This is a genomic window from Vogesella perlucida, assembly GCF_979366545.1.
In genome coordinates this window covers 13,783-38,361 of the sequence record NZ_CEETRO010000001.1, presented here as the reverse complement: position 1 = coordinate 38,361, position 24,579 = coordinate 13,783, and the positions used below count along the sequence as shown (strand labels likewise).

General features: G+C 62.2%; 21 protein-coding genes and 3 tRNA genes. 12 read left to right on the top strand and 12 right to left on the bottom strand.

Annotation, left to right across the window (positions count from 1 at the left end; genetic code table 11):
- Positions 1-133 precede the first annotated feature (133 nt).
- From ACZ9XP_RS00160 to ACZ9XP_RS00150, 3 genes are read left to right on the top strand one after another with little or no spacing between them, the layout of a single operon-like run.
- Positions 134-3,214 (top strand): sensor histidine kinase, encoded by a 3,081-nt coding sequence (locus ACZ9XP_RS00160; RefSeq protein WP_465187764.1) that lies wholly within the window; start codon positions 134-136, stop codon positions 3,212-3,214.
- Positions 3,211-4,923, top strand: a complete 1,713-nt coding sequence (locus ACZ9XP_RS00155) for a putative bifunctional diguanylate cyclase/phosphodiesterase (protein WP_465187763.1) — start codon at positions 3,211-3,213, stop codon at positions 4,921-4,923. The genes ACZ9XP_RS00160 and ACZ9XP_RS00155 overlap by 4 nt, the downstream gene beginning before the upstream one ends.
- Positions 4,920-6,131, top strand: a complete 1,212-nt coding sequence (locus ACZ9XP_RS00150) for a response regulator transcription factor (RefSeq protein ID WP_465187762.1) — start codon at positions 4,920-4,922, stop codon at positions 6,129-6,131. Before ACZ9XP_RS00155 ends, ACZ9XP_RS00150 begins: the two co-directional genes overlap by 4 nt.
- On the opposite strand, the gene ACZ9XP_RS00145 is transcribed toward ACZ9XP_RS00150, so the two are convergent.
- A complete protein-coding gene (locus ACZ9XP_RS00145; protein ID WP_465187761.1) occupies positions 6,126-7,205 on the bottom strand; it encodes a hypothetical protein in 1,080 nt (359 codons plus the stop codon). The two genes, ACZ9XP_RS00150 and ACZ9XP_RS00145, sit on opposite strands and share 6 nt — an antisense overlap.
- 66 nt (positions 7,206-7,271) lie before the next feature.
- Between ACZ9XP_RS00145 and ACZ9XP_RS00140 the strand changes: the two genes are divergently transcribed.
- The 3 genes from ACZ9XP_RS00140 to ACZ9XP_RS00130 all read left to right on the top strand — a co-directional run bounded on the left by ACZ9XP_RS00140 (position 7,272) and on the right by ACZ9XP_RS00130 (position 9,232).
- Positions 7,272-7,967: a GAF domain-containing protein gene (locus ACZ9XP_RS00140; RefSeq protein ID WP_147683987.1), complete on the top strand. Its 696-nt coding sequence runs from the start codon at positions 7,272-7,274 to the stop codon at positions 7,965-7,967.
- Between the two features lie 86 nt (positions 7,968-8,053).
- Positions 8,054-8,662 (top strand): GTP cyclohydrolase II, encoded by a 609-nt coding sequence (ribA, locus tag ACZ9XP_RS00135; protein WP_147683985.1) that lies wholly within the window; start codon positions 8,054-8,056, stop codon positions 8,660-8,662.
- Positions 8,663-8,707: 45 nt separating this feature from the next.
- Positions 8,708-9,232: a hypothetical protein gene (locus ACZ9XP_RS00130; protein WP_465187760.1), complete on the top strand. Its 525-nt coding sequence runs from the start codon at positions 8,708-8,710 to the stop codon at positions 9,230-9,232.
- 93 nt (positions 9,233-9,325) lie between these two features.
- Here ACZ9XP_RS00130 and ACZ9XP_RS00125 read toward each other — a convergent pair.
- The 7 genes from ACZ9XP_RS00125 to ACZ9XP_RS00095 all read right to left on the bottom strand — a co-directional run bounded on the left by ACZ9XP_RS00125 (position 9,326) and on the right by ACZ9XP_RS00095 (position 13,340).
- A tRNA-Ala gene (locus ACZ9XP_RS00125) sits at positions 9,326-9,401 on the bottom strand.
- 8 nt (positions 9,402-9,409) lie between these two features.
- Positions 9,410-9,485: transfer RNA gene (locus ACZ9XP_RS00120), tRNA-Glu, on the bottom strand.
- Positions 9,486-9,498: 13 nt separating this feature from the next.
- Positions 9,499-9,574, bottom strand: a tRNA-Ala gene (locus tag ACZ9XP_RS00115).
- 164 nt (positions 9,575-9,738) lie between these two features.
- Entirely contained in the window at positions 9,739-10,707 is a 969-nt protein-coding gene (locus ACZ9XP_RS00110) for a DMT family transporter (RefSeq protein ID WP_147683389.1), read from the bottom strand.
- 153 nt (positions 10,708-10,860) lie between these two features.
- Positions 10,861-11,679: an AraC family transcriptional regulator gene (locus tag ACZ9XP_RS00105; protein ID WP_465187759.1), complete on the bottom strand. Its 819-nt coding sequence runs from the start codon at positions 11,677-11,679 to the stop codon at positions 10,861-10,863.
- A gap of 126 nt (positions 11,680-11,805) precedes the next feature.
- On the bottom strand, positions 11,806-12,258 hold the full coding sequence (locus tag ACZ9XP_RS00100; protein ID WP_465187758.1) for a hypothetical protein: 453 nt from the start codon (positions 12,256-12,258) through the stop codon (positions 11,806-11,808).
- Positions 12,259-12,275: 17 nt separating this feature from the next.
- On the bottom strand, positions 12,276-13,340 hold the full coding sequence (locus tag ACZ9XP_RS00095) for an extracellular catalytic domain type 2 short-chain-length polyhydroxyalkanoate depolymerase (RefSeq protein WP_465187757.1): 1,065 nt from the start codon (positions 13,338-13,340) through the stop codon (positions 12,276-12,278).
- A 163-nt stretch (positions 13,341-13,503) separates the two neighbouring features.
- Between ACZ9XP_RS00095 and ACZ9XP_RS00090 the strand changes: the two genes are divergently transcribed.
- The 5 genes from ACZ9XP_RS00090 to ACZ9XP_RS00070 all read left to right on the top strand — a co-directional run bounded on the left by ACZ9XP_RS00090 (position 13,504) and on the right by ACZ9XP_RS00070 (position 17,403).
- A complete protein-coding gene (locus tag ACZ9XP_RS00090) occupies positions 13,504-14,082 on the top strand; it encodes a TMEM175 family protein (RefSeq protein WP_465187756.1) in 579 nt (192 codons plus the stop codon).
- An 82-nt stretch (positions 14,083-14,164) separates the two neighbouring features.
- Positions 14,165-14,779: a PH domain-containing protein gene (locus ACZ9XP_RS00085; protein ID WP_147683380.1), complete on the top strand. Its 615-nt coding sequence runs from the start codon at positions 14,165-14,167 to the stop codon at positions 14,777-14,779.
- A 137-nt stretch (positions 14,780-14,916) separates the two neighbouring features.
- Positions 14,917-15,942 carry an aminopeptidase gene (locus tag ACZ9XP_RS00080; RefSeq protein ID WP_465187755.1) on the top strand — a complete coding sequence of 342 codons (1,026 nt, stop codon included), beginning with the start codon at positions 14,917-14,919 and terminating at the stop codon, positions 15,940-15,942.
- A 16-nt stretch (positions 15,943-15,958) separates the two neighbouring features.
- Entirely contained in the window at positions 15,959-16,402 is a 444-nt protein-coding gene (locus ACZ9XP_RS00075; protein ID WP_465187754.1) for a DUF192 domain-containing protein, read from the top strand.
- Between the two features lie 113 nt (positions 16,403-16,515).
- Positions 16,516-17,403 carry a dienelactone hydrolase family protein gene (locus tag ACZ9XP_RS00070; protein ID WP_147683374.1) on the top strand — a complete coding sequence of 296 codons (888 nt, stop codon included), beginning with the start codon at positions 16,516-16,518 and terminating at the stop codon, positions 17,401-17,403.
- A 179-nt stretch (positions 17,404-17,582) separates the two neighbouring features.
- On the opposite strand, the gene ushA is transcribed toward ACZ9XP_RS00070, so the two are convergent.
- Positions 17,583-19,223, bottom strand: coding sequence for a bifunctional UDP-sugar hydrolase/5'-nucleotidase UshA (gene ushA / locus ACZ9XP_RS00065; protein ID WP_465187753.1), 1,641 nt, complete (start codon positions 19,221-19,223; stop codon positions 17,583-17,585).
- A 104-nt stretch (positions 19,224-19,327) separates the two neighbouring features.
- A complete protein-coding gene (locus ACZ9XP_RS00060; RefSeq protein ID WP_465187752.1) occupies positions 19,328-21,013 on the bottom strand; it encodes a glutamine--tRNA ligase/YqeY domain fusion protein in 1,686 nt (561 codons plus the stop codon).
- A 354-nt stretch (positions 21,014-21,367) separates the two neighbouring features.
- Between ACZ9XP_RS00060 and ppk2 the strand changes: the two genes are divergently transcribed.
- Positions 21,368-22,216, top strand: coding sequence for a polyphosphate kinase 2 (ppk2, locus tag ACZ9XP_RS00055; protein WP_465187939.1), 849 nt, complete (start codon positions 21,368-21,370; stop codon positions 22,214-22,216).
- Positions 22,217-22,297: 81 nt separating this feature from the next.
- On the opposite strand, the gene ACZ9XP_RS00050 is transcribed toward ppk2, so the two are convergent.
- Entirely contained in the window at positions 22,298-23,971 is a 1,674-nt protein-coding gene (locus ACZ9XP_RS00050) for a SulP family inorganic anion transporter (RefSeq protein WP_465187751.1), read from the bottom strand.
- Between the two features lie 122 nt (positions 23,972-24,093).
- Positions 24,094-24,444 (bottom strand): DMT family protein, encoded by a 351-nt coding sequence (locus ACZ9XP_RS00045; protein WP_017508910.1) that lies wholly within the window; start codon positions 24,442-24,444, stop codon positions 24,094-24,096.
- Positions 24,445-24,579 lie beyond the last annotated feature (135 nt).

The window sequence follows — 24,579 nt, the reverse complement described above, 5'->3', positions numbered from 1 at the left end:
AATCCTGCTGTTTTATCATTGGCAATAGATTTTACTATTACGTAAACCGTTTATATTTATAAATAATTACTTGAAAACCCTAACGGCATGAAGAAAGAATGAAGCTGGCAAGCCAGTTTGCAAGGACCCGTTCATGCCGCTTGAGTCTACCCTGTCGTTGTCGGCTCCCGCCGGTGACACCCAGCCTTTAGCCTGCGCTTACTGGCTGGCAGATATGGCACGCAGCCGCTTCCTGTTTGTGTCGTCTGGCTTTGAAGCCCTGTGGGGCAGGCCAGTGTCTGCATTGCACGAAGACCCGTCGCGCTATCTGGCCTCGGTACACCCCGATGACCTGGCGCAGTTCGCCGACCCGCAGCCCATGGCTTCCGGCCGCCGCCAGCGCCTGTTCCGCCTGCGCCAGCCGGATGGCAGCTACCGCTCGGTGGCCGAGTGCACCTTCAGCATGATTTCCCCGTTTGGTGGCGAGCCGCGTCTGGCCGGTGTGTTGTTCGAGCAGCCGGCAGACCCGGCACAGCTGCCCGAAGACTGGCTGGCCGGGCGGGAGAGTATCGTGGACGAGCTGGTCGGCCTGTACCAGCGCAGCATCAGCAACGACGACAACCTGCGCCACCTGTTTGCCTACTCGGCCATTGCCGTGATCGTGCTGGACGCCGAGGGCTATGTCTGCGAGTGGAACCGCGAGGCAGAGCGCCTGCTGGGCTGGCCGGACAGTGCCGCGCTGGGGCGGCCGCTGGCGGCGCTGCTGGTGCCCGCGCCGCTGCATAACCGTTTTCACGACTGGCTGTTTTCTGACGACGGCGGCGCCATGGCGCAGACCATGCGCCCGCTGGAAATCCCCGCGCTGCACAGCAATGGCAGCCGCGTACCGCTAGAGTTGTCCGGCTGGCAGTTTGTGCTATCCGGCTTGCCTTATCGCGGAATTACCCTGCGCGACATGACACGCCAGCATGTGGCCGAGCAGGTGCTGTACGAGCACATGGAACGGGCGCGCATGTTGTTCGAGTTCGCCAGCATCGCCATGGTGGTGCTGGACCACACCGGCGTGATCATCGACTGGAATATCCACGCCGAGCAGATTTTTGGCTTGCACGGCGAGCAGGCCGTAGGCCGGCCGCTGCTGGAGGTGCTGCCACTGTCTCCCGAGCAGCTGCCTGCCGGCTTGTTGCTGGGTGACCAGGGCATGCAGCTGGCCGAGGCCACGTCGCTGGAATTCACCCTGCAGCGCGATGGCCAGCTGCAGCATGTGGATGCCTCGTTCTGGCCGTTCTCGTCCAGCCAGCAGGGCTTTATCGGGGCATTCTTTCGCGATATCTCCGCCCGCCGCCGCAGCGAAGACGCCCTGCGCCAGTCCGAAGAGCACTACCGTCTGGTGATCGATAACGTGCGTGACGGCATTGTGGTGGTACAAGGCATGCGCATTGTGCTGTCCAACCCGCGTGCTGCGGAGATCAGCGGCTACAGCATTGCCGAATTGGCCGAGGTGGATTTTGCCAGCCTGATTCACCCGGACGACCAGGGCCGTGTACTGGAGATGCACCGCCGTCGCGTAGGGGGAGAGCCGGTAGAAGCGCGCGATGATTTGCGGGTGGTGAACAAGAATGGCGAGGTGCGCTGGGTAGACAGCGGTGTGGTGCTTATCGAGTGGCACGGCAGTCAGGCCGCGCTGGTGTTTTTTACCGACATTACCCACCGCAAACGCCTGGAAAAAGACCTGACCAGCACGCTGCGCGAGCGCGAATCCATCCTGGACAACACCATTGCCGGCATGGCATTTGTCGATGGCCAGGGCTTTGTGCGCTGGGTCAACAGCACCGCCGCCGAGCTGTTCCAGACCACGCCGGAGCGCATGCAGGGTGGCAGCCTGGAGCGCTATTACGATGTACAGCAGGATTACCTGCGTACCACACGGGATGCGCGGCTGGCGTTTGCCGAGGGCCGCGCCTACGCCACGGAAATGCGCATGCGCACGGCCTGCGGCCAACTACTGTGGGTGCAGCTGTCCGGCAAGCCCATCAACCCCGAGCAGATGGCGCAGGGCACGGTATGGGTAATGATGGATATCAGCCGCCGCAAAGAGCTGGAATTCGAGCTCTTGCGCACCCATACCGAGCGCGAGGCCATTTTGCAGTCTGCCCTGGTGGGCATGGCCTTTGTCACCAACCGCCGCCTGCTGTGGATCAACCGCACTTTTTCGCTGCTGTTGGGTTACAGCGAGGCCGAGCTGATCGGCATGAGCAGCCGCATTTATTTCCGCAGCGACGAGGAGTTCGACAGCTTTGGCCGCGACGCCTACGGCTGCCTGGCTGCCGGCCAGATTTTTACGACCGAGCGGCAGCTGCAAACCAAAAGCGGCAAGTTGATCTGGGTGCAGATGAACGGTACCAGTATCGTAAAGAGCCAGCCGGACAAAGGCACCATCTGGACGCTGGTGGATGTGTCCGAGCGCCATGCTGCAGAGCAGGAAATCCGTGACGCACTGGCCAAGCAGCAAGAGCTGAACGTGCTGAAATCGCGTTTTGTGTCTATGACCTCGCACGAGTTCCGCACCCCGCTGGCCACCGTGTTGTCGTCGGCCGAGCTGCTGCGCCACTATCACGACCGCCTGCCGCCAGAGCGGCGCGAAGCGCTGCTGGAGTCCATCCAGACCTCGGTACAGCGCATGACCGACATGCTGGATAACATTTTGCTGATCGGCCGGGTAGAGGCCGAGCGTGTCGAGTTTGTGCCGCAGCCGCTGGACGTGACGCGTTTCTGCCACCACCTGGTGCACGAGGTCAGCCAGGCGTCGCACGCCCGTGGCGAGGAAGTGCTGGCCAGTGTGGTGGTGGACATGGCGCTACCGCAGCCGGTGCTGCTGCTGGACGAAAAGCTGCTACGCGAAATTCTGGGCAACTTGCTGAGCAATGCTTTCAAGTACTCGCCGCAAGGCGGCGAGATCCGTTTTTCTGCGCGCTGTGACGGCAACGAAATCATTTTTGACGTACAAGACCAAGGCATAGGCATTCCACCGGAAGACCTGCCGCAGCTGTTTGATGCCTTTCACCGTGCCCAGAATGTGGGGCCGATACCCGGTACCGGCCTGGGCTTGTGCATTGTGCGCAAATCAGTGGAGCTGCACCACGGGCAGATCACCGTGAGCAGCGAGCAGGGGCGTGGCACGCATTTTTGCGTGCGCCTGCCGGTGCAGGAACAGCAGAAAGGGCGGCCAACATGAGGCGTATCCTGGTAGTGGAAGACGACATCGCCATTCGCAACAACATCATGGCGTTGCTGCGGCTGGAAGGCTACGAAGCCGATGCGGCGGGTGACGGGCAGGAAGCGCTGGACTACCTGCGCAGCCATGTTTACGCGCTGGTCATCAGTGATGTGATGATGCCGCGCATGGATGGCTACGCCTTGCTGCGCCAGCTGCGCACCCAGCCGGCTACCGCACAGCTGCCGGTGATCCTGCTCACCGCGCTGGCAGATAAACAAGACCAGCGCCAGGGCATGAACCTGGGCGCAGACGACTACTTGCCTAAGCCTTTCCAGCGTGAAGACCTGCTGAATGCCATCGAAACCCGCCTGGGCCGCAGCGCCCAGCAGCAGGTAGAGGCACATCGCTTGCAGGCCGAGGCACACCGCCTGCGCTATCTGGACCAGCTGACCGGGCTGGGCAGCCGTATGGCATTGCTGGAGGCGCTGTCCGGGCAGGGCGGCTTGTGCGAAACCCCTGGCCAGCTGGTCTTGGTGCTGGTGCTTGGGGTAGATCATTTTTCGCGCATTAATGACTCGCTGGGCTACCAGGCAGGCGATGCTGCATTGCGTGAGTGTGGCCGCCGGCTGGAGCAAACCCTGGGTGACATGGGGCGTGCTTTCCGCCTGGTGGGGCCCAATTTTGCCGTGGTGGCCCAGGTGGGCGAGCCCGCCGCCGCGCAGCTGCTGGCTACCTGCCTGCAGGAAGCCTGGCTGCAACCCATGACGGTGCTGGGCGAGGAGATGTTTATTCCGGTCAGCATCGGTTATTGCCTGTATCCAGCCGATGCATCGGATGCGCAGCAGCTGCTGGGCCGGGCCGAGGTGGCATTGCATCAGGCGCAGGGCATGGGCGGCAGCCATGTGCTGGGTTATACCGCGCAAATGAACGCCGAGGCCAGCGAGCGCTTGCGCCTGAGCAACGACCTGTACCGTGCGCTGGAGCGCAATGAATTCGAGCTGCACTACCAGCCGCAGATTTCCTTGCAAGACGGCAGCCTTACCGGCTTCGAGGCGCTGCTGCGCTGGCACCACCCGCGTCTGGGCCGGGTGTCGCCGCTACGTTTTATCCCGCTGGCCGAAGAGAATGGCCAGATCATTTCAATTGGGTGCTGGGTACTGGCCGAAGCCTGCCAGCGCCTGGCTAGCTGGCAGCATGTGGCACCGGGCGTGCGCGTCGCGGTAAACCTGTCGGCGCGGCAGTTTGCTGCGGCCAACTTGCTGCACAGCATCGAAGCGGCGCTGGACTTTAGCGGTTTGCCCCCCACGCTGCTGGAAATCGAGATCACCGAGGGTACGGCCATGGTGGATGCCGAGCGCACGGTGGGTACCTTGCTGCAGCTGAAAAGCCTAGGGGTGAAGCTGGCGCTGGACGACTTTGGTACCGGTTATTCCAGCCTGGCCTACCTGAAGCGTTTTCCGCTGGATGTGCTGAAGGTCGATCAGTCCTTTGTGCGCAATATCCTCACCTCGGCCGGAGACCGCGCCATTACCCAGGCGGTGATTTCCCTGGCCAGCAGCTTTGGCATGTCGGTGATTGCCGAAGGGGTAGAGCGGGAAGAACAAAAGCAGCTATTGCAGCAAATGGGGTGCGATGCGTATCAGGGCTATCTGTTTAGCCCGCCGCTGAGTGCCCGCGATGTGACGGAGCGTTTGCCAGACTGGACGATAGCAAGGGTGCCAACATGACCATTTTTTTTGAAGAAGACAGCGTGGCTACCGTGACGGTTGCCCAAAGCGCGCCAGCTATCCGCATTTTCATGGTGGAAGACCAGCCGCCGCTGCGCTTTAACCTGAAGCAGCTGCTGGAGCTGGAAGGCTTTGCGGTAGAAGAGGCCGCAGACGGCATGAGTGCGCTATCGCGGCTGGACGTGCTGGCCAGCCAGGGGCATACCTGCCCGCAGCTGGTGTTGCTGGATGTGGGCCTGCCGGACATGGAAGGCTACGATATCTGCCGCGAGATCAAGGCCGATGCCCGCCTGGCGCACGTGCCGGTGATCTTTTTGTCTGGCAGGGTAGAGCTGGAAGACAAAATGGCCGGCTACGAGGCCGGGGCGGAAGACTATATCGCCAAGCCGTATGTCAATGCCGAGCTGCTGAGCAAAATCGGCGTGGCCCTGCGTAATGGCGAGGCGCGCCAGGCAGGCCAGCAGCTGCAAGGCCAGGTGGCCCATGCCATGCAGGCGGCGTTTACCGCCATGACCAGTGCCAGCGAGATCGGCATCGTGCTGCAGTTTTTGAAAAGCACCTTTGTGTTGCCGGATAACGCGGCCCTGCAGCAGTGCATGCTGCAGGCGCTGCAAGACCTGGGGCTGGATGCCAGCGTGCAGCTGCGCTCTGTCCGTGGTGTCAGTACCGTGAATGGCGAGGGCCCGTGTGGCCAGCTGGAAATCGGGCTGATCGACACCCTGGCGCGGCGCGGGCCGATTGTGGATGCGGGCCGGGTGACGGTGTTTACCTATGGCCAGGTGTCGCTGGCCGTCAAAAACATGCCGCGCGAAGACGAAGAGCGCAATGGCCGCCTGCGAGACAACCTGGCTTTTCTGGTAGAAGGCGCCACCGCGCGCCTGGCTGCACTGGATGCCGCCTGGCAGCAGCAGCATCAGGCGGCCACGCTGGCGCAGCTGGTGTCGCGCACCCGTGAGACGCTGCAGGTTATCGATAACCGTTTTCGCCAGCAGCAGTGGAGCAGCAACGACATCATGCTGCGCCTGCGCGAGGACATCGATCGCGCTTTTGTCAGCCTGGGGCTCACCGAGGGCCAGGAGCGCATGCTGGCCGGGCTGGTGGCACGTGCTACGCAGGAAGCCACCGAGCTGTACGACCAGAGTGCCGATGTGGATAGCAGCATGAAGGCGCTGCTGCAGGCGCTGGATGCCGGCCGGGCTGCATCATAAGGGGGCAACGTCGCCCCAGTCCTGGCGCAGCAGCCGCTCGCGCCACTCGTCCCCCAGGCGCTGGCTTTCTGCCACCGCCTGTCCCCATAAGCGGCGGCGCATGGCGTCGTCGTGCGCAAAGCGTTTCGGGTCGCCGCGGTCTGGCAGGCGGCCCAGCCCCAGGCTGGCCAGGTAGGCCGGGCTGGGGGTCACCAGCAGCGTGCTGTGGTGGTGTGCAGCGACCGGCTGGCGCCACGGCAGGATCTTGTCAAACCAGCCCGGCACGATGCGCGGCTGGTAGTGCAGGTACAGCGTTATGCCGGCCTGCTGCTGCCACGGGTAGTCCAGGTGGTAGTCCAGCAGCCCGCCATCACGGTATACCCCGGCGCTGGCGCCGGGTATGGCGACCCCGTCAAACAGCCCCGGTACACCGGTGGTACCTAGCAGCGCGGGCAGCAGGTTGGCCGCAGACAGCGGCACGCGCTGCGTGGGGATACGGTCTTGCGGGGCAAACGCCAGCGCGCTGCGCGCATCGTGGCAGATCAGCCGCTCGAAGACATGGCGCAGTTGGCCGCGCCCTGCGGTGTTGCATGCCGCCGCCAGCGCCAGGCCGGCCAGTAGCGGTGCGCGCTGCTCATGGCGCAGCAGGCCGCGCGCGCGTACCAGCACCAGGCTGAGCCGATAGTGCGGGTGTTGCAGTATGGCCTGCAGCCCATGCGGCCCTAGCGTGTCGTGCAGCAGGGCTTGCCAGTTCTGGTAAATCAACGCACGGGTGGGCTGGCGGCTGTAGTCCTGGGCTACGTAGTTGGCCGCAAAGCGCTGCAAGGCAGCGACGGGGTCGGCCTGCATGGCGCAGGCAAAACGCCAGCCTCCTATCGATGCCCCCACCAGGTCGCGCACCGCAGGCTGTTCGGCCAGCCAGCCGAACACCGCCTGGTCCAGCCCGGACAACCCCAGTGCCTTGGGCCCGCCAGCGGCACCCGGCAGGGTGGTGATGTCCACAGCCTGCAGGCCGTCTTGCTGTAGCCTGCGGCGTGCCGCAGGGCCGGCTTTCAGGGTAAGGGCCGGTGCCTGGCGCAGAATAATGGCAGTCATGGCTGGAGTGTCTAGTACAAAAGCGGTCATAATACCCGACTAAATTACTTTACCGGAGTCTGTTGTATGCCTCAGGCGTATCTGGATGCCGTGGGCTTGGCCCTGCCGGCTGCTGCTGTTACCCGTGCCACAGGCCAGCTGGCCGCCGCATTGCCCGGTTTGCCGCTGGCGGCACCGGCGGATGTGTATCGTTACCCGGTGCCCAAGCTGGGTGAGGGGGGGAGCTGCTCGCTGGTAGACGAGCTGGATGACACGCCCTATGACGTGGCGCCCTGGCTGGGCGGCGAGAGTGCGGCAGCACACGCGGCGCTACTGCAACTGCATGCGCTGGTGGAGGCCACGCTGCAGTCGGTTGCTGCCGACTGGCTGGGCGTGTACTGCCGTTTCGAGCGCGACGGCCAAGCGCGCCTGGTCAAGCTGGCCTACCGCGGGCTGCCCAGCCGTGGCGAGTTTCCGCTGACCGAAGACTTTGCCCTGTTCAGCAACAATAGCCGTGTGGGGCTGAGCGGCCGTGCGGCCATCGTGGCGGATGTGGCCGCCTGGCAGGCAGCGGGCGGTGCGTATTACGAGTGTGACCCCAAGGTGCAAAGTGAGGTGTGCCTGCCTGTGTTGGCCGCAGATGGCCGCGTGGTGGGTATTCTGGACGCCGAAGATGCCCGCCCGGGTTTTTTTGGCGAGGCCGAACAAGCGGCGCTGGCGGCACTGGCGATGGCCTTGTCGGTACCGTTTAGCCAGCTTGGCAGCGCTGTTGAAAAAAGCTGACTGATGTGTTCGTTTGATTGATATTTCTCATTTGGTGGGGGCATGGCTACCATGCCCCGCCTGTTTTCATTGAATCGGAGTCTATTTTGAGCCAAGCCGACACCCAGCCCCGTGTAGATCTGGTCGCCAGTTGCAATCTGCCTACGCCTTGGGGTGTGTTCCAGATGCATGGTTTTGAAGAACAAGGCGGGCGTGAGCACGTTGCACTGACGCTGGGCGATATCAGCGGTGGCGATGCCCCGCTGGCCCGTGTGCATTCCGAATGCCTTACCGGCGACGGCCTGTTTTCCCTGCGCTGCGATTGTGGTTTCCAGCTGGAAGCTGCGCTGGAGGCCATTGCCGCTGAGGGCCGCGGCATCTTGCTGTACCTGCGCCAGGAGGGTCGTGGTATTGGCCTGATCAACAAGATTCGCGCCTACAAGCTGCAAGATGGCGGCGCCGATACGGTAGAGGCCAACGAGCAGCTGGGCTTCCCAGCCGACATGCGCGACTTCCGCATTGCCCGCGAAATGCTGGCGCTGCTGGGCGTGGATGCGGTGCGCATCATGACCAACAACCCGCGCAAGATTGCCACGCTGGAGCAGGCAGGCATCCGGGTGGCCGAGCGCGTGCCGCTGCAGGTTGGCCGCAACCCGTACAACGACCACTATCTGGACACCAAACGCGCCAAGCTGGGCCATCTGTTCGGCCGTTAAGTTTGTCACCCGGATGGCGATAAAAGCACTAGACAGGGGGGCAGCATGATCAAGATTGAACCGGTAGGCAGTGCCGAGGCCATCAGCCAGCATACGTCACAGCACTTGCCTGGCCACGGTCAGGCGCACGGTCATGGTCATGCAGTAGCCGGCACAACGTTTAGTGCCAGCTTGCTCAGCCAGCATGCCTTGCTGCTGGACCCGGACGGGCAGGCGGGGGAGAATGCCAGCCCGGCGCAGCTGGCGCACGCCCTGGGTCAGCTGCTGGCGCTGCTGGAAGAGCGCCTGGCGGATATGCGAGAGCGGGCGCTACTGGGTGGCGGCCAACCTGCGCATGGTTTGTTCAACGAGCTGGTGCAGATAAGCGAGGTGGTGGCGCGGCTGGGTCATTTGTGGCAGCGGCTGTGGCTGAGCATGCCGGAAGCCTGTGAGGCCGCGCGTGGGCGTATTCATGCGCTGTTTGTCACGGTGCATTTTTTGCTGCGGGTGTTGCAGCACAGTGCCGAGCCGGCAGACTGGCAGGCGCAGAGCCGGCTATGGGGGCAGTACGAGGCGGTATTTGCCGCCTAGCCCGGCGGCGCTGTGTTGTTGCGTGGCGGGCTGTGGTGCTTCAGTGTGCGGGAAATGCAAAAAACCGGTCAGCTGACCGGTTTTTTTAATTGGTGGTGGAGGTAAGCGGGATCGAACCGCTGACCTCTTGCATGCCATGCAAGCGCTCTCCCAACTGAGCTATACCCCCACGCAATGTGGCGTCCCCACGGGGATTCGAACCCCGGTTACCGCCGTGAAAGGGCGATGTCCTAGGCCTCTAGACGATGGGGACCTAGTGTGTTTCCTGGTGGAGGTAAGCGGGATCGAACCGCTGACCTCTTGCATGCCATGCAAGCGCTCTCCCAACTGAGCTATACCCCCTGACACCAGCTCTTCGTTTCGCATCGCTGCGTTGCGAAGAGGTGCGCACTTTAACTTGCCACCCTGTAGGCGTCAAGCGTTTTACCGCACATTTTTTCAAAAAAAATGCACTTAATCTGCAAGTGCATGATTTATATGGGAGCGTTTCCGATCGGGGTCGGTACTTATTGCAATGCTGTAGCGGGTGCCGCTTTTTCCGGGCGTACGCGCATGGCCCACATCACCCCCGCCAGCAGCAGGCCGATGCCCGCCAGCGACAGCCCGCCGGGCCATTGCCCCCTTAACAGGTAGGCGAAAGTCAATGCCGCCAGTGTTTCAAACACGATCAGCTGCCCTGCCAGGCTGGTGGGCAGGCGCTGGCTGGCTTCGTTCCAGCACAGCGTACCTAGCCAGGAAGCCAGCAGGGCCACGCCCAGCATCATCAGCATGAACTTGCCCGGCGTCGGCCCCAGTGGCATGGCAAACCCCGGTGTGACCTGTGCGCTGTACAGCCAGAAGCCGGCGTAGCCCAGTAGTGCCAGCGGCAGGGTGGCCAGACCTTGCGCCGTGGCCCAGCCGCGCGGTTTGCGCTGCGGGTGAGCGCGCAGCCAGTTGCCATTGCGTATCGGGTACCAGGTCCAGCACGCTACGGCTAGCAGCGCCATGATGGCACCGCTGCCGTAGCGTGCCATGTCGATGCCGGGCTGCAGGGCCAGTGCGGCCAACTCCGCCTGATTGACGCAGGCAATACCGGCCAGTATGACCGCCAGCGGCGGTAGCAGCTTGCCCCAGGGCAGGTGCCCGTCGCGCTGGTGATTGAACAGGTTGGCACTGATGGCAATGACCACCGGTAGCGTGCCGATCAGCATGGTGGGCAGCGGGCCACCGGTGCGTTGTATGGCGCTGGCCAGGAACAGGTAGTACAGCACATTGCCGATAAGTGATAGCTGTAGCGCTTCACGCCAGTCGGCGCGGCTGAGGTGGGCCAGCTCGCGCCGGTCCAGCCAGGCCAGTGGCAGGGCAATGAGGCCAAAAGCCAGGTAGCGGCCGCAGCTTAGCAGGGCGGCGGGGTAGTCGGGCAGCAATAGCGGGGCAATGAAAACCAGCCCCCATAGCGTGCCGGCGGCCAGGGCAAAGGCAATACCGGTCAACATGGGCATCTCCAGAAGGGTGGCCACCAGTGTCGCGCAGCCTGCAGCGGCTGTCTTGTACCAGCTTGCGGTGGTATCACAGGGCCCGTGAGCGCTATGTCTTGCCGCTGCGCAGGCTCGCAAGATTTTCCAATGCCAGGCGGAGGACGACAGGTTCTAGCCGCGTATGGCTTTCTGGTAACGCGCAGGGGTGGTGCCGTAGCGTTTCAGGAAGCTGCGGTTAAGGTGGGCCTGGTCGGCCAGGCCGCAGTCTGCGGCTACCTGTGCCGGTGGTGTGCCCCGGGTGAGCAGCTGCTTGGCACGGTATAGCCGCAGTGCCATCAGCATTTGCTGCGGGGTGGCGTGGTACTGCGCCTGAAACTGGCGCAGAAAGTGAAACGGGCTCAGGCCGGCTACCGCGGCCAGCGTATCCAGGTTCAGGCGCTGCGCCAGGTGGGCGTGCATGTAGTCGATGACGCGGTCAAAGCGCTGGCCTGCTTGCGGCGCCTGGCGTGTGCTGGCTAGCGGGGCCAGGGTGCTTACCAGCTGTGCCAGCTGGCAGTCGAAAGCCAGTGCATCGTCTTCTTGCCACAGGGCTGCCAGCTGTTGCGCCAGCCGCTGTGCCCGTGCCGGGTCATGTTGCACGGCTTGGCCAAACCACCAGCCGCCCGCACCGGCAATCTCATCCAGCACCTGCGGTTCGATATAGATCATGTGGTACTGCCAGCCGCTGTCGGTTTCAGCCCGCCCGGTATGCAGTATGTCGGGGTTCATGGTGACGATGCTGCCGGGGCCGGCCAGGTGCTCGCTGCCAAGGTAGCGGAAGCGCTCCACACCACAGGCTACCGTGCCGAAGCCGTAGGCCGCATGGGTGTGCGGCTCGAAGGCGTGCTGCACGATATGGGCGCGGTACAGCTCGATACCAGCGCGGGCGCGCGGGTGAAAGAACTGTGCCTGGTCATGGGTAAATTCAAACTGCCGGGGGACGCCTTGCATGGCTGGATGGCTTATCGAAACGGGTAGTGGCAGCTTAGCGGCCACGGCGCAGGCTGGCAATGCACGGGCAGTGGGGCTGCCATGCGGTCAAGGTTGGCCGCGGGTGCGGCCAACCTTGGGCGGGGGCTAGTCGGCGCCGTGCTGCATGGCGGGCGCTGCCGGTGTATGCAGGCTGGCCCAGTAGCCGTAGTTCACTTCCAGGTTTTCCTGCAGGGTGGCCAGGTCTACGGCTTGCTGGCCCATGATCTGCACCGCACGCAGGGTCAGGTTGACTTCTTGCTCCAGCAGCTTGGACACGGTGTTGGCCTGGCTAAGCTGGCAGGCGCTGTGCAACCAGCCTTGCCACTGCGCCAGCCAGCCATCTTGCTGGGCTATCAGCTTTTGCAGGCTGGCTGCTTGCAGCTGTGTCAGGCTCAGCCAGGTCTCGGTATGGGCCAGGGCGGGCAGCATGGCCAGGCTGGCGCCAAGGTTATGTTGGCCGCGCGTGGCCAGGTTGCCCAGCAGCTGGGCGTGGCCTGGTTTCGGTATGGCCGGGCTGTGTGCCAGGGCATGGGGGAGGGCGTGATCTGCGTGGGTCATGGGGTGTCCTTTGTGGGCTAGCCGCCCAGGCGTTGCAGCATGGCGTGGATGGCGCGGATTTGCAGTGCCTGGCGCGAGTAGTAGTCGGGGTAGTCAGCGCTGCGGCTGGTGTAACCCCACCAGTCCCAGCAGCCGTCGGGGTTCTGGGCCAATGTGTTGTCGCTACCGGCGGCCTGCGGGTACAGCACGATCAGGTTGTTGCTGTCGGCGATCGTGTTGTAGCCGGTGGTGGTGATGTAACGGTTCCCATAAGGCGGCTGGCTGGCGGTATCGGCCTGGCCCAGGGTGTAGCTGACATAGCTGTAACCTTGCTTGCAGCCGTGCAGGGCAATGTGCACGCGTGCCGGGGCACCTTCCAGCACCGCTCGCGGTACGTAGACATAGCCAAAGTCGGCCATGCTGGCGTGTGGGTCGTTACCGAAGAATTCGCGCTGGTCAAAGCGCAGCAGTTGGCCGCTGGCCTGTGCTGCGGGCGCGGCCAGGCCGGGGTAGATGTGCTGCAGGATGTGGTGTGACTGCATGAAGCCGCCGTTGTTGAGGTAGGGCGGCTGGTTGCTGCCCAGCGGCGAGTCTTCCGGGTTATCGGTAATCAGCGAGTGGCCGGCCGGCAGCTGGTGGTAGTAAGCAATCTGGCTATCTGGTACCCCCAGCAGGCGGTACATCTCGTGCGTTTGCGCCACCACGGCGCTGTTTACCACGCTGTCGGCACTGCCGGTAAACACGTACACGCGCTGGCGTGCCAGGTTGGCCAGCGGGTCGATCAGCGCATCGCGCTCGGCCTCTTGTGCCAGCTTTACCGATAGCCGTGCCGGTGGTGCCAGTTCTGGCGTGAGCGGGGCCATGCACAGCTGCAGTGCGTTCAGCGCGTAGGCATCCTCGGCCAGCCAGGCGGCGCCACGAAAGGTTTCTACGCCACGGTAGGGGCCGCCGGCGACGACGCCTGCGCCAATAAAGCTGGCCGAGTGCGCCAGGTGCAGCTGTACCGTCATGAAAGCGCCGGAGGAGAGCCCGGAAACGGAGCTTTCCCCAGGGGTGACCTTGTATGGCCCAAGCTGGGCTATCTGGGGGGCAGGTAGAGGCATGTCGGGCTTTCTGTGGGAGTGATGCGCGTATTGTTGGCCAGGCGCCTGATTTTTATATGAATTTTGCATGATTTTTATATTTATTGTTGCTGCAAGGTTTCGTTAAAACAGTCGCTGCAATCTTTTTATACTGCCTGCTCACACACAGAAAGAGAGCAGCATCATGATGGGTAAAAACAGGCTGGAAGCGTTTAGCGACGGGGTGCTGGCGATCATCATCACCATCATGGTGCTGGAGCTGAAAGTGCCGCATGGGGCTGACTGGGCCGTGTTGCAACAGCTGTGGCCGGTGTTTGTCAGCTACATCCTCAGCTTCGTGTACGTCGGCATTTACTGGAATAACCACCACCATATGCTGCACGCCACGCGCCATGTCAGCGGTTTGGTGCTGTGGGCTAACCTGCATCTGCTGTTCTGGCTATCACTGGTGCCGTTTGCCAGCGGCTGGATGGGTGAAAACCACTTTGCGCCACTGCCTACGGCGCTGTATGGCGTGGTGCTGCTGATGTCGGCGTTGGCGTACTGGCTATTGCAGGCCGCGTTGAAACGTTCGCCGGAAAATGCACTGCTGTCACAAGCCGTGGGCCGTGATGTCAAAGGCAAGCTGTCGCTAGTGATGTACCTGCTGGGGATTGTGGTGGCTACGCAGCTACCGTCGCTGGCTTGGGGCATGTACGCTGCGGTCGCCCTGATGTGGCTGGTGCCGGATCGGCGCATCGAGCGGATGCTGCGCGAGCAATAAGGCATGGCCATAATGTGGCGTGGTCTTAGCTTGCAAGGCGGGACACCATGCCGGCGCTAGCCGGCTAACCCTGGAGGAAAACATGTTCGGCAAACTGGCATCGGATGCACTGGGCCTGAGTGATATCGGCCGCGTTATCGCCCCGCAGGATTATCACAAGGTAGAAAGCGACGACTACATCATGCACGAGAAAGGGGAGAAGATTTTCTTCCTGATCAAGAGCAAGACCGACGAATACTGCTTTACCAACCTGGCACTGCTGCACCTGGATGGTGATAGCGCCATCAGCAAAAAGCGGTTGCTCAAGCGCTACGACTACTACCAGCACGACATCAGCGATGTACAGCTGGAAACGGCTGGCACGATCGATCTGGATATCGAGTTGAAATTTGCGCTGGGCGAGCAGGTGTTTTCTATCGATGTGCATAAAGAGCACATTGAACCGCTAAAAGACATCTATAAGGCGCTGATCGAGATTAGCCAGCACATGGCCGACGAGCACCACAAGCTGGGCCTGGTGACGCAGAGCCTGGACCGCGTGGTGAGCTCGCTGGCGCGGCAGGCCGGCGGGCAGACAGACCTGGCGCAGCAGGCCAGCGCGCTGTACGGGTTTTATCAGGATACCCTGCTACAGGCCAGCCACGCTGCGCACCGCAAGGACTACAGCAGCGTATTCGAGTGCTTTATCCGCAGCTAGACCGCAAAAGCAAGCCGCAGCCGCCTGTCACGTGCAGGCGGTTTTTTTATTATGCGGTTGCGGTGTTGGTCTGGCACTGAACTACGGCTATCATCCGGGCATGATGTTTAATCTGGATAAATATGACATTGCATAAGATGCTGCTTGTACTGGGCTTGCTGGCAAGCATACCGCCGGGTGTGGCGGCGGATGGTTTGCCCGCAGCAGAGTGGGCTGCACGCGAAATGCGCTATATCGCCAGCCAGTTTCCCGGCCGACTGGCCGGGGCCGAGCGCGAGTTTGCCGCCGCCGAGTACCTGCATATCCAGCTATCCAGCATGGGTTATCAAACGCAAACCCAGGCGTTTGATACCGAATACAACTACGTGTTTGCCAACAATGTGCGCCAGCGCCGTCTGTTGCAGTCGCGTAATGTCATTGCTACCAAACCGGGTGTCAGCGGCCAGGTCATCGTCATTGGCGCCCACTTTGACACCGCCACCACCCTGCACGAAGTACACGAAGGCGTGTTTGGCGGCGAGCAGCTGCAAGGGCTGGACGATAATGCATCGGGTGTCGGCGTCATGCTGGCGCTGGCGCGCGAGCTAGCCAATGCCCCGGTGCAGCACACGCTCAAATTTGTGGCATTTGGCGCCAAGGAGCTGGGCATGAAAGGCTCGCAGGCCTATCTGGACAGCCTGCCACCGGCCGAGCTCAGCCGCACGCTGCTGATGGTTAACCTGGACAGCCTGCTGACCGGTGACACGCTGTATTTCAATGCCGGCAAGCGTACCGTGGCGGCCAACCCTGCCGCCGGCGCCGCGCGCGACCGTGCCCTGGCGTTGGCCGCCGCGCTGGGCATCGACGCCCGCAGCAACCCCGGGCTACACCCTGATTACCCCGCGGGTACCGGCTGTTGTTCCGACCAGGAAAGCTTTGATAAAGCAGGCATTCCCGTACTGGCGGTAGAAGCCACGAATTGGTCGCTGGGCAAGGGTGATGGCTATATGCAAACCGCCTTGCCGGGCATTACCGGCGGTAGTAGCTGGCACCGCCCCGACATCGATAATCTGGCGCGCTTGCCACAGCTACTGCCCGGCCGGCTAGAGCAGCGCGCCCGCGATACCTTGCGTATTTTGCTGCCGTTCTTGCTGGAGGCCAGCGGCGCCCGCCCGGCACCGTGATACCCGGAGCCCTGCCATGAAAAACATCCTCTACCTGATAGGTGTTTTACCCCTGCTGGCTGGCGCACAAGCCGTGGAAGGTGACGCCCCGCCGGCCATGCGCCATTGCCAGGTGGTGTTTGACAATGGTGCACGCCTGGCCGAGGTGCCGCTGGCCGAAACCAGCGAGCAGCAGATGCGTGGCTTGTCGCGCCGCCACGATGTGGGTAGCGGCATGTGGTTTGCCTTTGCGCAGCCGCAGCCGCTGCGCTTCTGGATGCGCGACACCTGGCAGCCCTTGTCGATAGGTTTTATCGACGCAGCCGGGGTGATTTTCCAGATAGCCGACATGCAGCCGGATACGCTGGATATCCACGCCAGCAGCCGTGCCGGTGTGGCGGCGCTAGAGCTGCCGCGTGGCAGCTTTGCCATGCTTGGGGTGCAGCCGGGTACCCGGGTCAGCCTGCAGCACTGCCAATAGCTGGCGCCGCAGGCTGCTTTGGCCTCCCCCGCGGGCAGGGGGGAATTTTTCTGTATCCGCATGGTCTGTGCTAGCTTGCCCAATGCCCTTTCAACCCCGCCAGGAAGCCCGACATGAGCCAGAAACCTACCGAGCACGCTGTGAACCAGGACATTATCCGGCTGTACGACGAATACACCCACGCACCGCTATCCCGCCGCGATTTTTTCCAGCGGCTTACCCGCCTGGCCGGTGGCACGGCTGCCGCGTATGCCATCCTGCCTTTACTGGAAAACAACTACGCGCAGGCACAGCAGGTGGCGGCCGGTGATAGCCGTTTGCAGGCGGCTGATACGGTATTTGGCCGGCTTGGGGACGCCAGCCTCAGCGGTTATCGCGTGCAGCCTGCCAGTGCCGATGCGCGCCAGCTGCCGGCGGTGATCGTCATCCACGAAAACCGCGGTCTGAACCCGCATATCCGCGACGTGGCGCGCCGCTTGGCGCTGGAGGGCTTTGTGGTGCTGGCGCCGGATTATCTGTCCACGCAGGGCGGCACACCGGCAGACGAAGACAAGGCGCGCGAGCTATTCGGCAAGCTGGATGCGGCCGTATCGCGCGATGTGTCGCTGGCGGCATTGTCGTATCTGCAAGTGCAGGGTAAGGGCAAGGTCGGGGCGGTGGGTTTCTGCTGGGGGGGTGGCCAGGTTGGCCAGCTGGCCGTGCATGCGCCGGCGCTGGGTGCGGGGGTAGTGTACTACGGTGCGCAGCCGGCGGCCGCCGACGTGCCACGCATCAAAGCGCCGCTGCTGCTGCACTACGCCGCGCTGGACGAGCGCATCAACGCCGGTATTCCGGGGTTTGAAGATGCGCTGAAGGCTGCCGGTAGCCGCTATACGCTGCAGCTGTACCCCGGCGTAAACCACGCATTCAATAACGACACCAACGCCGCCCGCTACGACAAGGCCGCTGCCGAGCTGGCCTGGGGCCGTACCGTGGCATTTCTGCGTCAGCAGCTGGCGTAAGGCATCGCGGGTATCGTCAAAGCACAAGGCCGCTACATTGCAGCGGCCTTGTGCTTTGCGGGTGTCGCCCTGCAATGCGCCAGCCAGTAAGCAGCCCCCGGCCGGGCTGGCAAACCGGGGGCTGCTTGGCGTGGCGAACGCCCAGGTTGGCCGCGTGCGGCCAACCTTGAGCCAGAGGCTTACTTGCGCACGATCTCGCCTGCTGGGTCGAACGCACCGGCCTTGATCACGCCATTGCGCGCGCTGATAAAGGCTTTCAGCACGTCCGCGTCGGCGTAGCCGGTGTTGACGTAACCCTTGTGGCTGGACAGTTTCGGGTAGCCATCACCACCGGCCGCGGTGAAGTTGTTCAGCGCCACGCGGTAGGTTTTGGCTGCGTCGATGTCTTTGCCACCGATTTGCGCCTGTTTCAGCTCGCCCCCCTCGATCACCAGCTTCACGCCGGCAAACTGCGGGAAGGCGCCAGAGCCGGGGCTCATCTTGGCGGCGGTGCGCAGCAGCTCCAGTGCTTCTTTGCCGCTCATGTCCACGTACACCAGGGTGTTGCCGAATGGCTGTACCTTCAGCACGTCCTTGTAGGTGATCTTGCCGGCGGCAATGGAGTCACGCACGCCACCCGAGTTCATGATGGCAAAGTCGGCCTGGGCTTTTTCTTTCATGGCACTGGCGATCAGGATGCCCATGCTGGCAGGCTGGCTGCGGACCTGGTTGCGGTCGCCGTTCAGCTTGGCTTCGGTGGCGCCAATCTCTACCGACAGCGACTCCTGGCCCTTGTTCTGGTACGGGCGCAGGAATTCCAGCACCTCGCTGTGCTCGGCTATCTGCTGGGTGTAATACACCTTTTGTTCTTTGCCGGCGCTGTCTTTCACGGTTTTCTTCAGGTTTACCGGAATCAGCTGGTACTTCACCAGTTTGAACTCGCCGTTTTTCAGCTCGAAGTCGGCGCGGCCAACGTATTTGCCCCATTCGTGCGCCTGCACGATCCAGGCACCGTTCTGGCGGTCTGGCGCACAGTCGCTACCCGGCACGTAGGCGGTATCACGTACGTTTTCGGCTTTCATGCACACCGGGTTCTGGCTATGGCCGCCAACGATCAGGTTCAGGCCTTTTACCGCGCGCGCCATTTCCACGTCGCCCGGCGCATTCACGCCGTGGTCGCCGTTGTCGTAGTGGCCCATGTGGGTGGTGGCAATCACCACATCAGCTTGTTTGCGCAGCTGCGGTACCAGCTTGGCGGCTTCACGGGCCGGTTTGCGGAACTCGATACCCTTGGTGTTTTCCGGGTTGGTGAGCTTTTTGGTGTCGTCGGTGGTCAGGCCCATGACCGCTACGCGCACATCGCCCAGCTTGAAGATGCGGTACGGCTCGAACATGCGCTTGCCATCTTTGTAGATGTTGGCCGACAGCATGGGGAAATTGATCCACTGGCGCTGTTTGGCCAGCACCTCGGGGGATTTGTCGAACTCGTGGTTGCCTACCGCCATGGCGTCGTAGCCCAGCAGGTTCATGCCCTTGAAGTCGGGCTCGGCGTCCTGCATGTCCGATTCGGGTACGCCGGTATTCACGTCACCGCCGTCCAGCAGCAGGCTGTAGCCGCCGTTCTTGCGCACGTCGGCGCGAATCTGCTCGATCACATTCTTGCGCGCGGCCATGCCGTATTCGCCGTCGCCATTGCGCCAGAAGCGGCCGTGGTGGTCGTTGGTATGCAGGATGGTGATCTTGTAAACCTGGTCTTTTACCGGCTTGGCCAGTGCAGCACCAGAGGTGGCAGACAGTGCGGCCAGCACAGACAGGCAGAGTACCGGATGGCGTAGTTTCATGGATGGGCCCCTTGTTTCGTTTTATAGACGCAGACCCTGCAGTATCGCGCAGGGCAAAAAAAAACGGCAAGCCCCGGTTGCAGGGCTTGCCGTGATTGCTGGATTTATTTGCTCCAGTTGTCTTTCAGGCCAACGGTGCGGTTGAACACCGGTTTGCTGCCCGCCTGGTGTTCGTGGCGGTCGGTCACGAAATAACCGATACGCTCGAACTGGTAGCGGGTTTCCGGCGCAGCTTGCAGTACCACGGGCTCTACATAGCCGGTAATGGTGGTGAGCGAGGCCGGGTTCAGGAAGTTCATGAAGTCCACGTACTCGCCATCTTCACCGCGTACCGCATCCGGGCGGGCTTCGGTAAACAGGCGGTCGTACAGGCGCACTTCGGCTTCGATAGCGTGATTGGCGGCAATCCAGTGGATCACGCCTTTCACCTTGCGGCCTACCGGGTTCTGGCCTAGGGTGTCGTGGTCGATGGAGCACTTCAGCTCGATGACCTTGCCGCTGTCGTCCTTGATGACTTCGTCGCACTTGATCACGTAGCTATAGCGCAGGCGCACTTCGCCGCCCGGTGTCAGGCGCTGCCATTTTGGTGGCGGTACCTCGGCAAAGTCTTCGCGCTCGATGTAGATCTCGCGTGCCAGCGGGATGTCGCGCTCGCCCATTTCCGGGTGGTGCGGGTGGAACGGCGCGCTGCGGCTGCCGGTTACACCGTCCTGGTAGTTGGTGAGGGTCACCTTGATCGGGTCCAGTACTGCAATCACGCGTGGCGATTCGTTTTCCAGCGACTCGCGTACCGCGCCTTCCAGTACCGACATATCGATAATGTTTTCGCTCTTGGATACGCCAATGCGCTGCGCAAACAGGCGCACGCCGGCCGGGCTGTAGCCACGGCGGCGCATACCGGCGATGGTCGGCATGCGCGGGTCGTCCCAGCCGGTGACTACGCCTTGGTTCACCAGGTGCTGCAGCTTGCGCTTGGAGGTCAGCGCGTACAGCAGCTCCAGGCGCGAGAATTCGATCTGCTGCGGGTGGTGGCCGATGCTGATGTTGTCCAGCACCCAGTCGTACAGCGGGCGATGGTCTTCGAACTCCAGCGAGCACAGGCTGTGGGTGATGCCTTCGATAGCGTCGGAAATGCAGTGCGTGTAGTCGTACATCGGGTAGATGCACCATGCATCGCCGGTACGGTGGTGGTGCACGCGGCGGATGCGGTAGATGGCCGGGTCGCGCAGGTTGATATTGGGCGAGGCCATGTCGATCTTCAGGCGCAGGGTTTTGCTGCCGTCGGCAAACTCGCCGTTTTTCATGCGCGTGAACAGGTCCAGGTTTTCTTCCACGCTGCGTTCACGGTATGGGCTGTTCTTGCCCGGGGCGGTCAGGCCACCGCGGTATTCGCGCATTTCGTCCGGGGTCAGGTCGCAGACAAAAGCTTTACCGGCACGGATCAGCTCGACGGCGTAGTCGTACAGCTGGCCGAAGTAATCGGAGGCAAAACGGATCTCGCCGTTCCACGCAAAGCCCAGCCAGCTGATGTCCTCACGGAAAGCCTGCACGAACTCGTCGGACTCTTTTTCCGGGTTGGTATCGTCCATGCGCAGGTTGCACTGGCCGTTGTAGTCTTCGGCCAGGCCAAAGTTGATGCAGATCGCCTTGGCGTGGCCTACGTGGGCGTAGCCGTTCGGCTCGGGCGGGAAGCGGGTCACCACGGCAGTGCGTTTGCCGGTGGCAAGGTCATCGTCGATGATCGAGCGGATGAAGTTGCTGATCACCGGGGCATTGTTTTCTGCGGACATCGACTTTTCTTGTAGCAATAGATAATCGGACGATTGTAACCGATAACCCCGGTGTCGCGGATAGTGGGTAAATGGGGCAGGTGATTTGCGCCATATCAAGTCGATTTATCGAAATTGGCTGGCGTGGCAGAGCATCGGCGTAGCATGGAATCGTTACCCACCCACCGGGAGAAGCCCATGAATGATAACGAAAAGGCCATGGCGGCCAACCCTGATACGCCTGATGCACTTGCGGGCAACACTGCGTCACCCGCGGCGGCGCGGCCAGCAGGGCGCCGGCGCAAACCTTCGGCGCAGGCACAGCGCGAGGCGGCGGCTCGCGAAATCGAAGCCGTCAGCCATGCACCCGTGGCGATGCAGGTAGCGCACGCACCGCATGGCACCGCCGAAGACAGCAATAGTGCACCGCTGCCAGCGTCGTACCCGTACAAAACCCGCATCAAGCGTGCCGATTACGAACGCCAGAAAGCCGAGCTGCAGGTAGAGCTGCTAAAGGTGCAAAACTGGGTGAAAGAAACCGGCCAGAAGATCGTGGTGATTTTTGAAGGCCGCGATGCTGCCGGCAAGGGCGGTACCATCAAGCGCTTCATGGAGCACCTGAACCCGCGAGGCGCCCGTGTGGTCGCGCTGGAAAAACCCACCGAGCAGGAGCGTGGTCAGTGGTATTTCCAGCGTTATATCCCGCTGCTGCCCACTGCTGGTGAAATGGTGCTGTTTGACCGCAGCTGGTACAACCGTGCCGGTGTAGAGCGCGTCATGGGGTTTTGCACGCCGCAGGAATACCTGGAGTTCATGCGCCAGACCCCGCAGCTGGAGCGCATGCTGGTAAACAGCGGCATCCGCTTGTTCAAGTTCTGGTTTTCGGTAAGCCGCGAAGAGCAGCTGCGCCGCTTTATCTCGCGCCGCGATGACCCGCTCAAGCACTGGAAGCTGTCGCCTATCGATATCCAGTCGCTGGACAAGTGGGACGATTACACCGAAGCCAAAAAGGCCATGTTCTTCCATACCGACACTGCCGATGCACCATGGACGGTGATCAAGTCCGATGACAAAAAGCGCGCGCGGCTGAACTGCCTGCGCCACTTCTTGTGGACGCTGCCGTACCCCAATAAGAACACCGCCATCCTGAAGCCGGACGAGCGCATTGTCGGCGCCGCAGCCGACGTGTTCGAGGCGGCCGAAAAAGACATCAACCGTTTCTAAGCTTGTCTGTAGCCTGAAAAAGGTTGGCCGCAACAGCATCGCGGCCAGCCTTTTTTTCGTGCATGCCTTAAAGCGGGCGGCTCAGCCCCATACCACGCCGCTGGTCAGCACCTCTTCTGCCCGTTGCAGGGCGGTGGTGAGGTCGGGCTGGATATTGCGTGGCCCCATTTCCTCGGCCAGGTGGGCGCTGCGTATCATGGCGGTGACTTCGGTACCCGCCCCGCAAATGATCAGCGTGCGGTTTTGCTGCGCCAGGCGCTGGTTCAGCGCCGACAGCGCCAGCAGGCCGCTGGTGTCCAGCAGCACCAGGCGGTGCAGCTGCAAGATGATCACCCGCGCCTCCGGTGCTTCCTGTGCGATGTGGTCTACCGTATCGGCCGCGCCAAAAAACAGCGCACCTTCTACCCGGTAAGCTACGCAGCCCGGCGGAATGTGTTTGCCGGCAATAGAGTGGCGCTCGTACAGCACGGCGTGTTCCGGTTTGAGCTGCTGCACGCTGGTGCTGCCGGCCATGCGCTTGATGAAGAACACCGCGGCAATCAGCAGGCCGATTTCTACTGCAATGGTCAGGTCGAAGATCACGGTGAGGGCAAAGGTGATCGCCAGCACGGCGGTGTCCTGGCGCGGAAACTGCGCGGCCTTGCGGATATCCCAGTCGCCCATCTTGATGGCGACCGAGATCAGGATGGCCGCCAGCGCTGCCAGCGGAATGTACGCGGCCAACGGTGCCGCGACCAGAATCACTAGCAGCAGCAAGACCGCATGCACGATGCCCGATACCGGTGTTTGCCCGCCGTTGCTGATATTGGTGGCCGTGCGCGCGATCGCCCCGGTGGCGGGAATACCGCCAAAGAACGGCACCACCATATTGGCCACGCCTTGAGCGATCAGTTCCTGGTTAGCATCGTGCTTGTCGCCGGTCAGGCTGTCGGCCACCACCGCGCACAGTAGCGATTCAATCGCGCCCAGCAGGGCAATGGTAAAGGCTGGCGCCAGCAGGTCGGACAGGTGTTCCGGGTCGAAGCTCAGGCCGTGAAACGCAGGCAAGCCCTGCGGAATGCCGCCAAATTTGCTGCCGATCGTCGCCAGTGGCAGCCCGAACAGGCTAACGGTAAGCGTGGCCAGGATCAGCGCCACAAAGGGGCCGGGCAGCGTTTTGCCCAGTTTTTTCGGCCAGAACAGAATCAGCAGCAGCGACGCCATGGATACCGCCAGTGTGAGCGGGTCGAACTGTGGCAGGGTAATGCGCAGCAGGTCCATGACCGCAAAAAAGCCGGCCGGCATCTTGTCGATGGGCAGACCGAAAAAGTCTTTCAGCTGGGTCAGGAAAATCAGCACCGCAATACCGTTGGTGAAGCCGGTAATCAGCGGCATGGGGAAAAACTTGATGACCTGCCCCAGGCGCAACAAGCCCATGATCACCAGCATCACCCCGGCCATGAAGGTACAGATAATCAGGTTGGCCACGCCGTACTTCAGCACGATGCCGTAGATGATCACGATAAACGCCCCGGTGGGCCCGGTAACGCACAGCCGCGTCCCGCCCAGCGCCGACGCAATGAAGCCGGCAATCACCGCGGTAAAAATGCCTGCTTGTGGCGGTACGCCGCTGGCGATGGCAAAGGCCATGGCCAGCGGCAAGGCCACGATGCCTACCGTCAAGCCGGCCATCAGGTCCTGGCGGAACAGCTGTCGGTTGTAGTGGCGCAGGGTGTCCAGCAGTGTGGGGCGCAGCCCCGGCAGGGTATTGAGCATGGCAGGCCGTCTTGTTCGAGTTTTATTGCTACCAGACTAAGCAATAAACCCTGCCCGTTTCAAGGTTTAATCGTGTCAGCACGCCATGCTGTGCGCCAGCGCAAGGTTGGCCGCAACAGGCCCTAGCCGCGAAACATGAAATACACCGCGCCCACCAGGCAGGCGCCCGCCCACACGTAGTCCCACTTGAACGGCTGGTTCATGTAGAAAATGGCAAAGGGGATGAACACCGACAGGCTGATGACTTCCTGGATGATTTTCAGCTGCGACAGGGTAAAGGTGCCGTAGCCGATGCGGTTGGCCGGCACCTGCAGCAGGTACTCGAACAGGGCAATGCCCCAGCTGGCCAGCGCCGCCACGTACCAGGCTTTGTGGCTGGCGTCTTTCAGGTGGGCGTACCAGGCAAAAGTCATGAAGACGTTGGACAGTACCAGCAGGACAGGGGTGGCCAGATAAGGTGAAAGCAGGTTCATGATGCGTGTCGTATCGGATCAAGAAAAAGCGGCGTTGCAGGGCCGCCGGGATCGATGACAAAGCCTGTCTGCAACGCAAACAGGCTTTGTCTGGTAAACAGGAAAGCTGCGGATGCAAAGTCAGCAGCCTGAGCG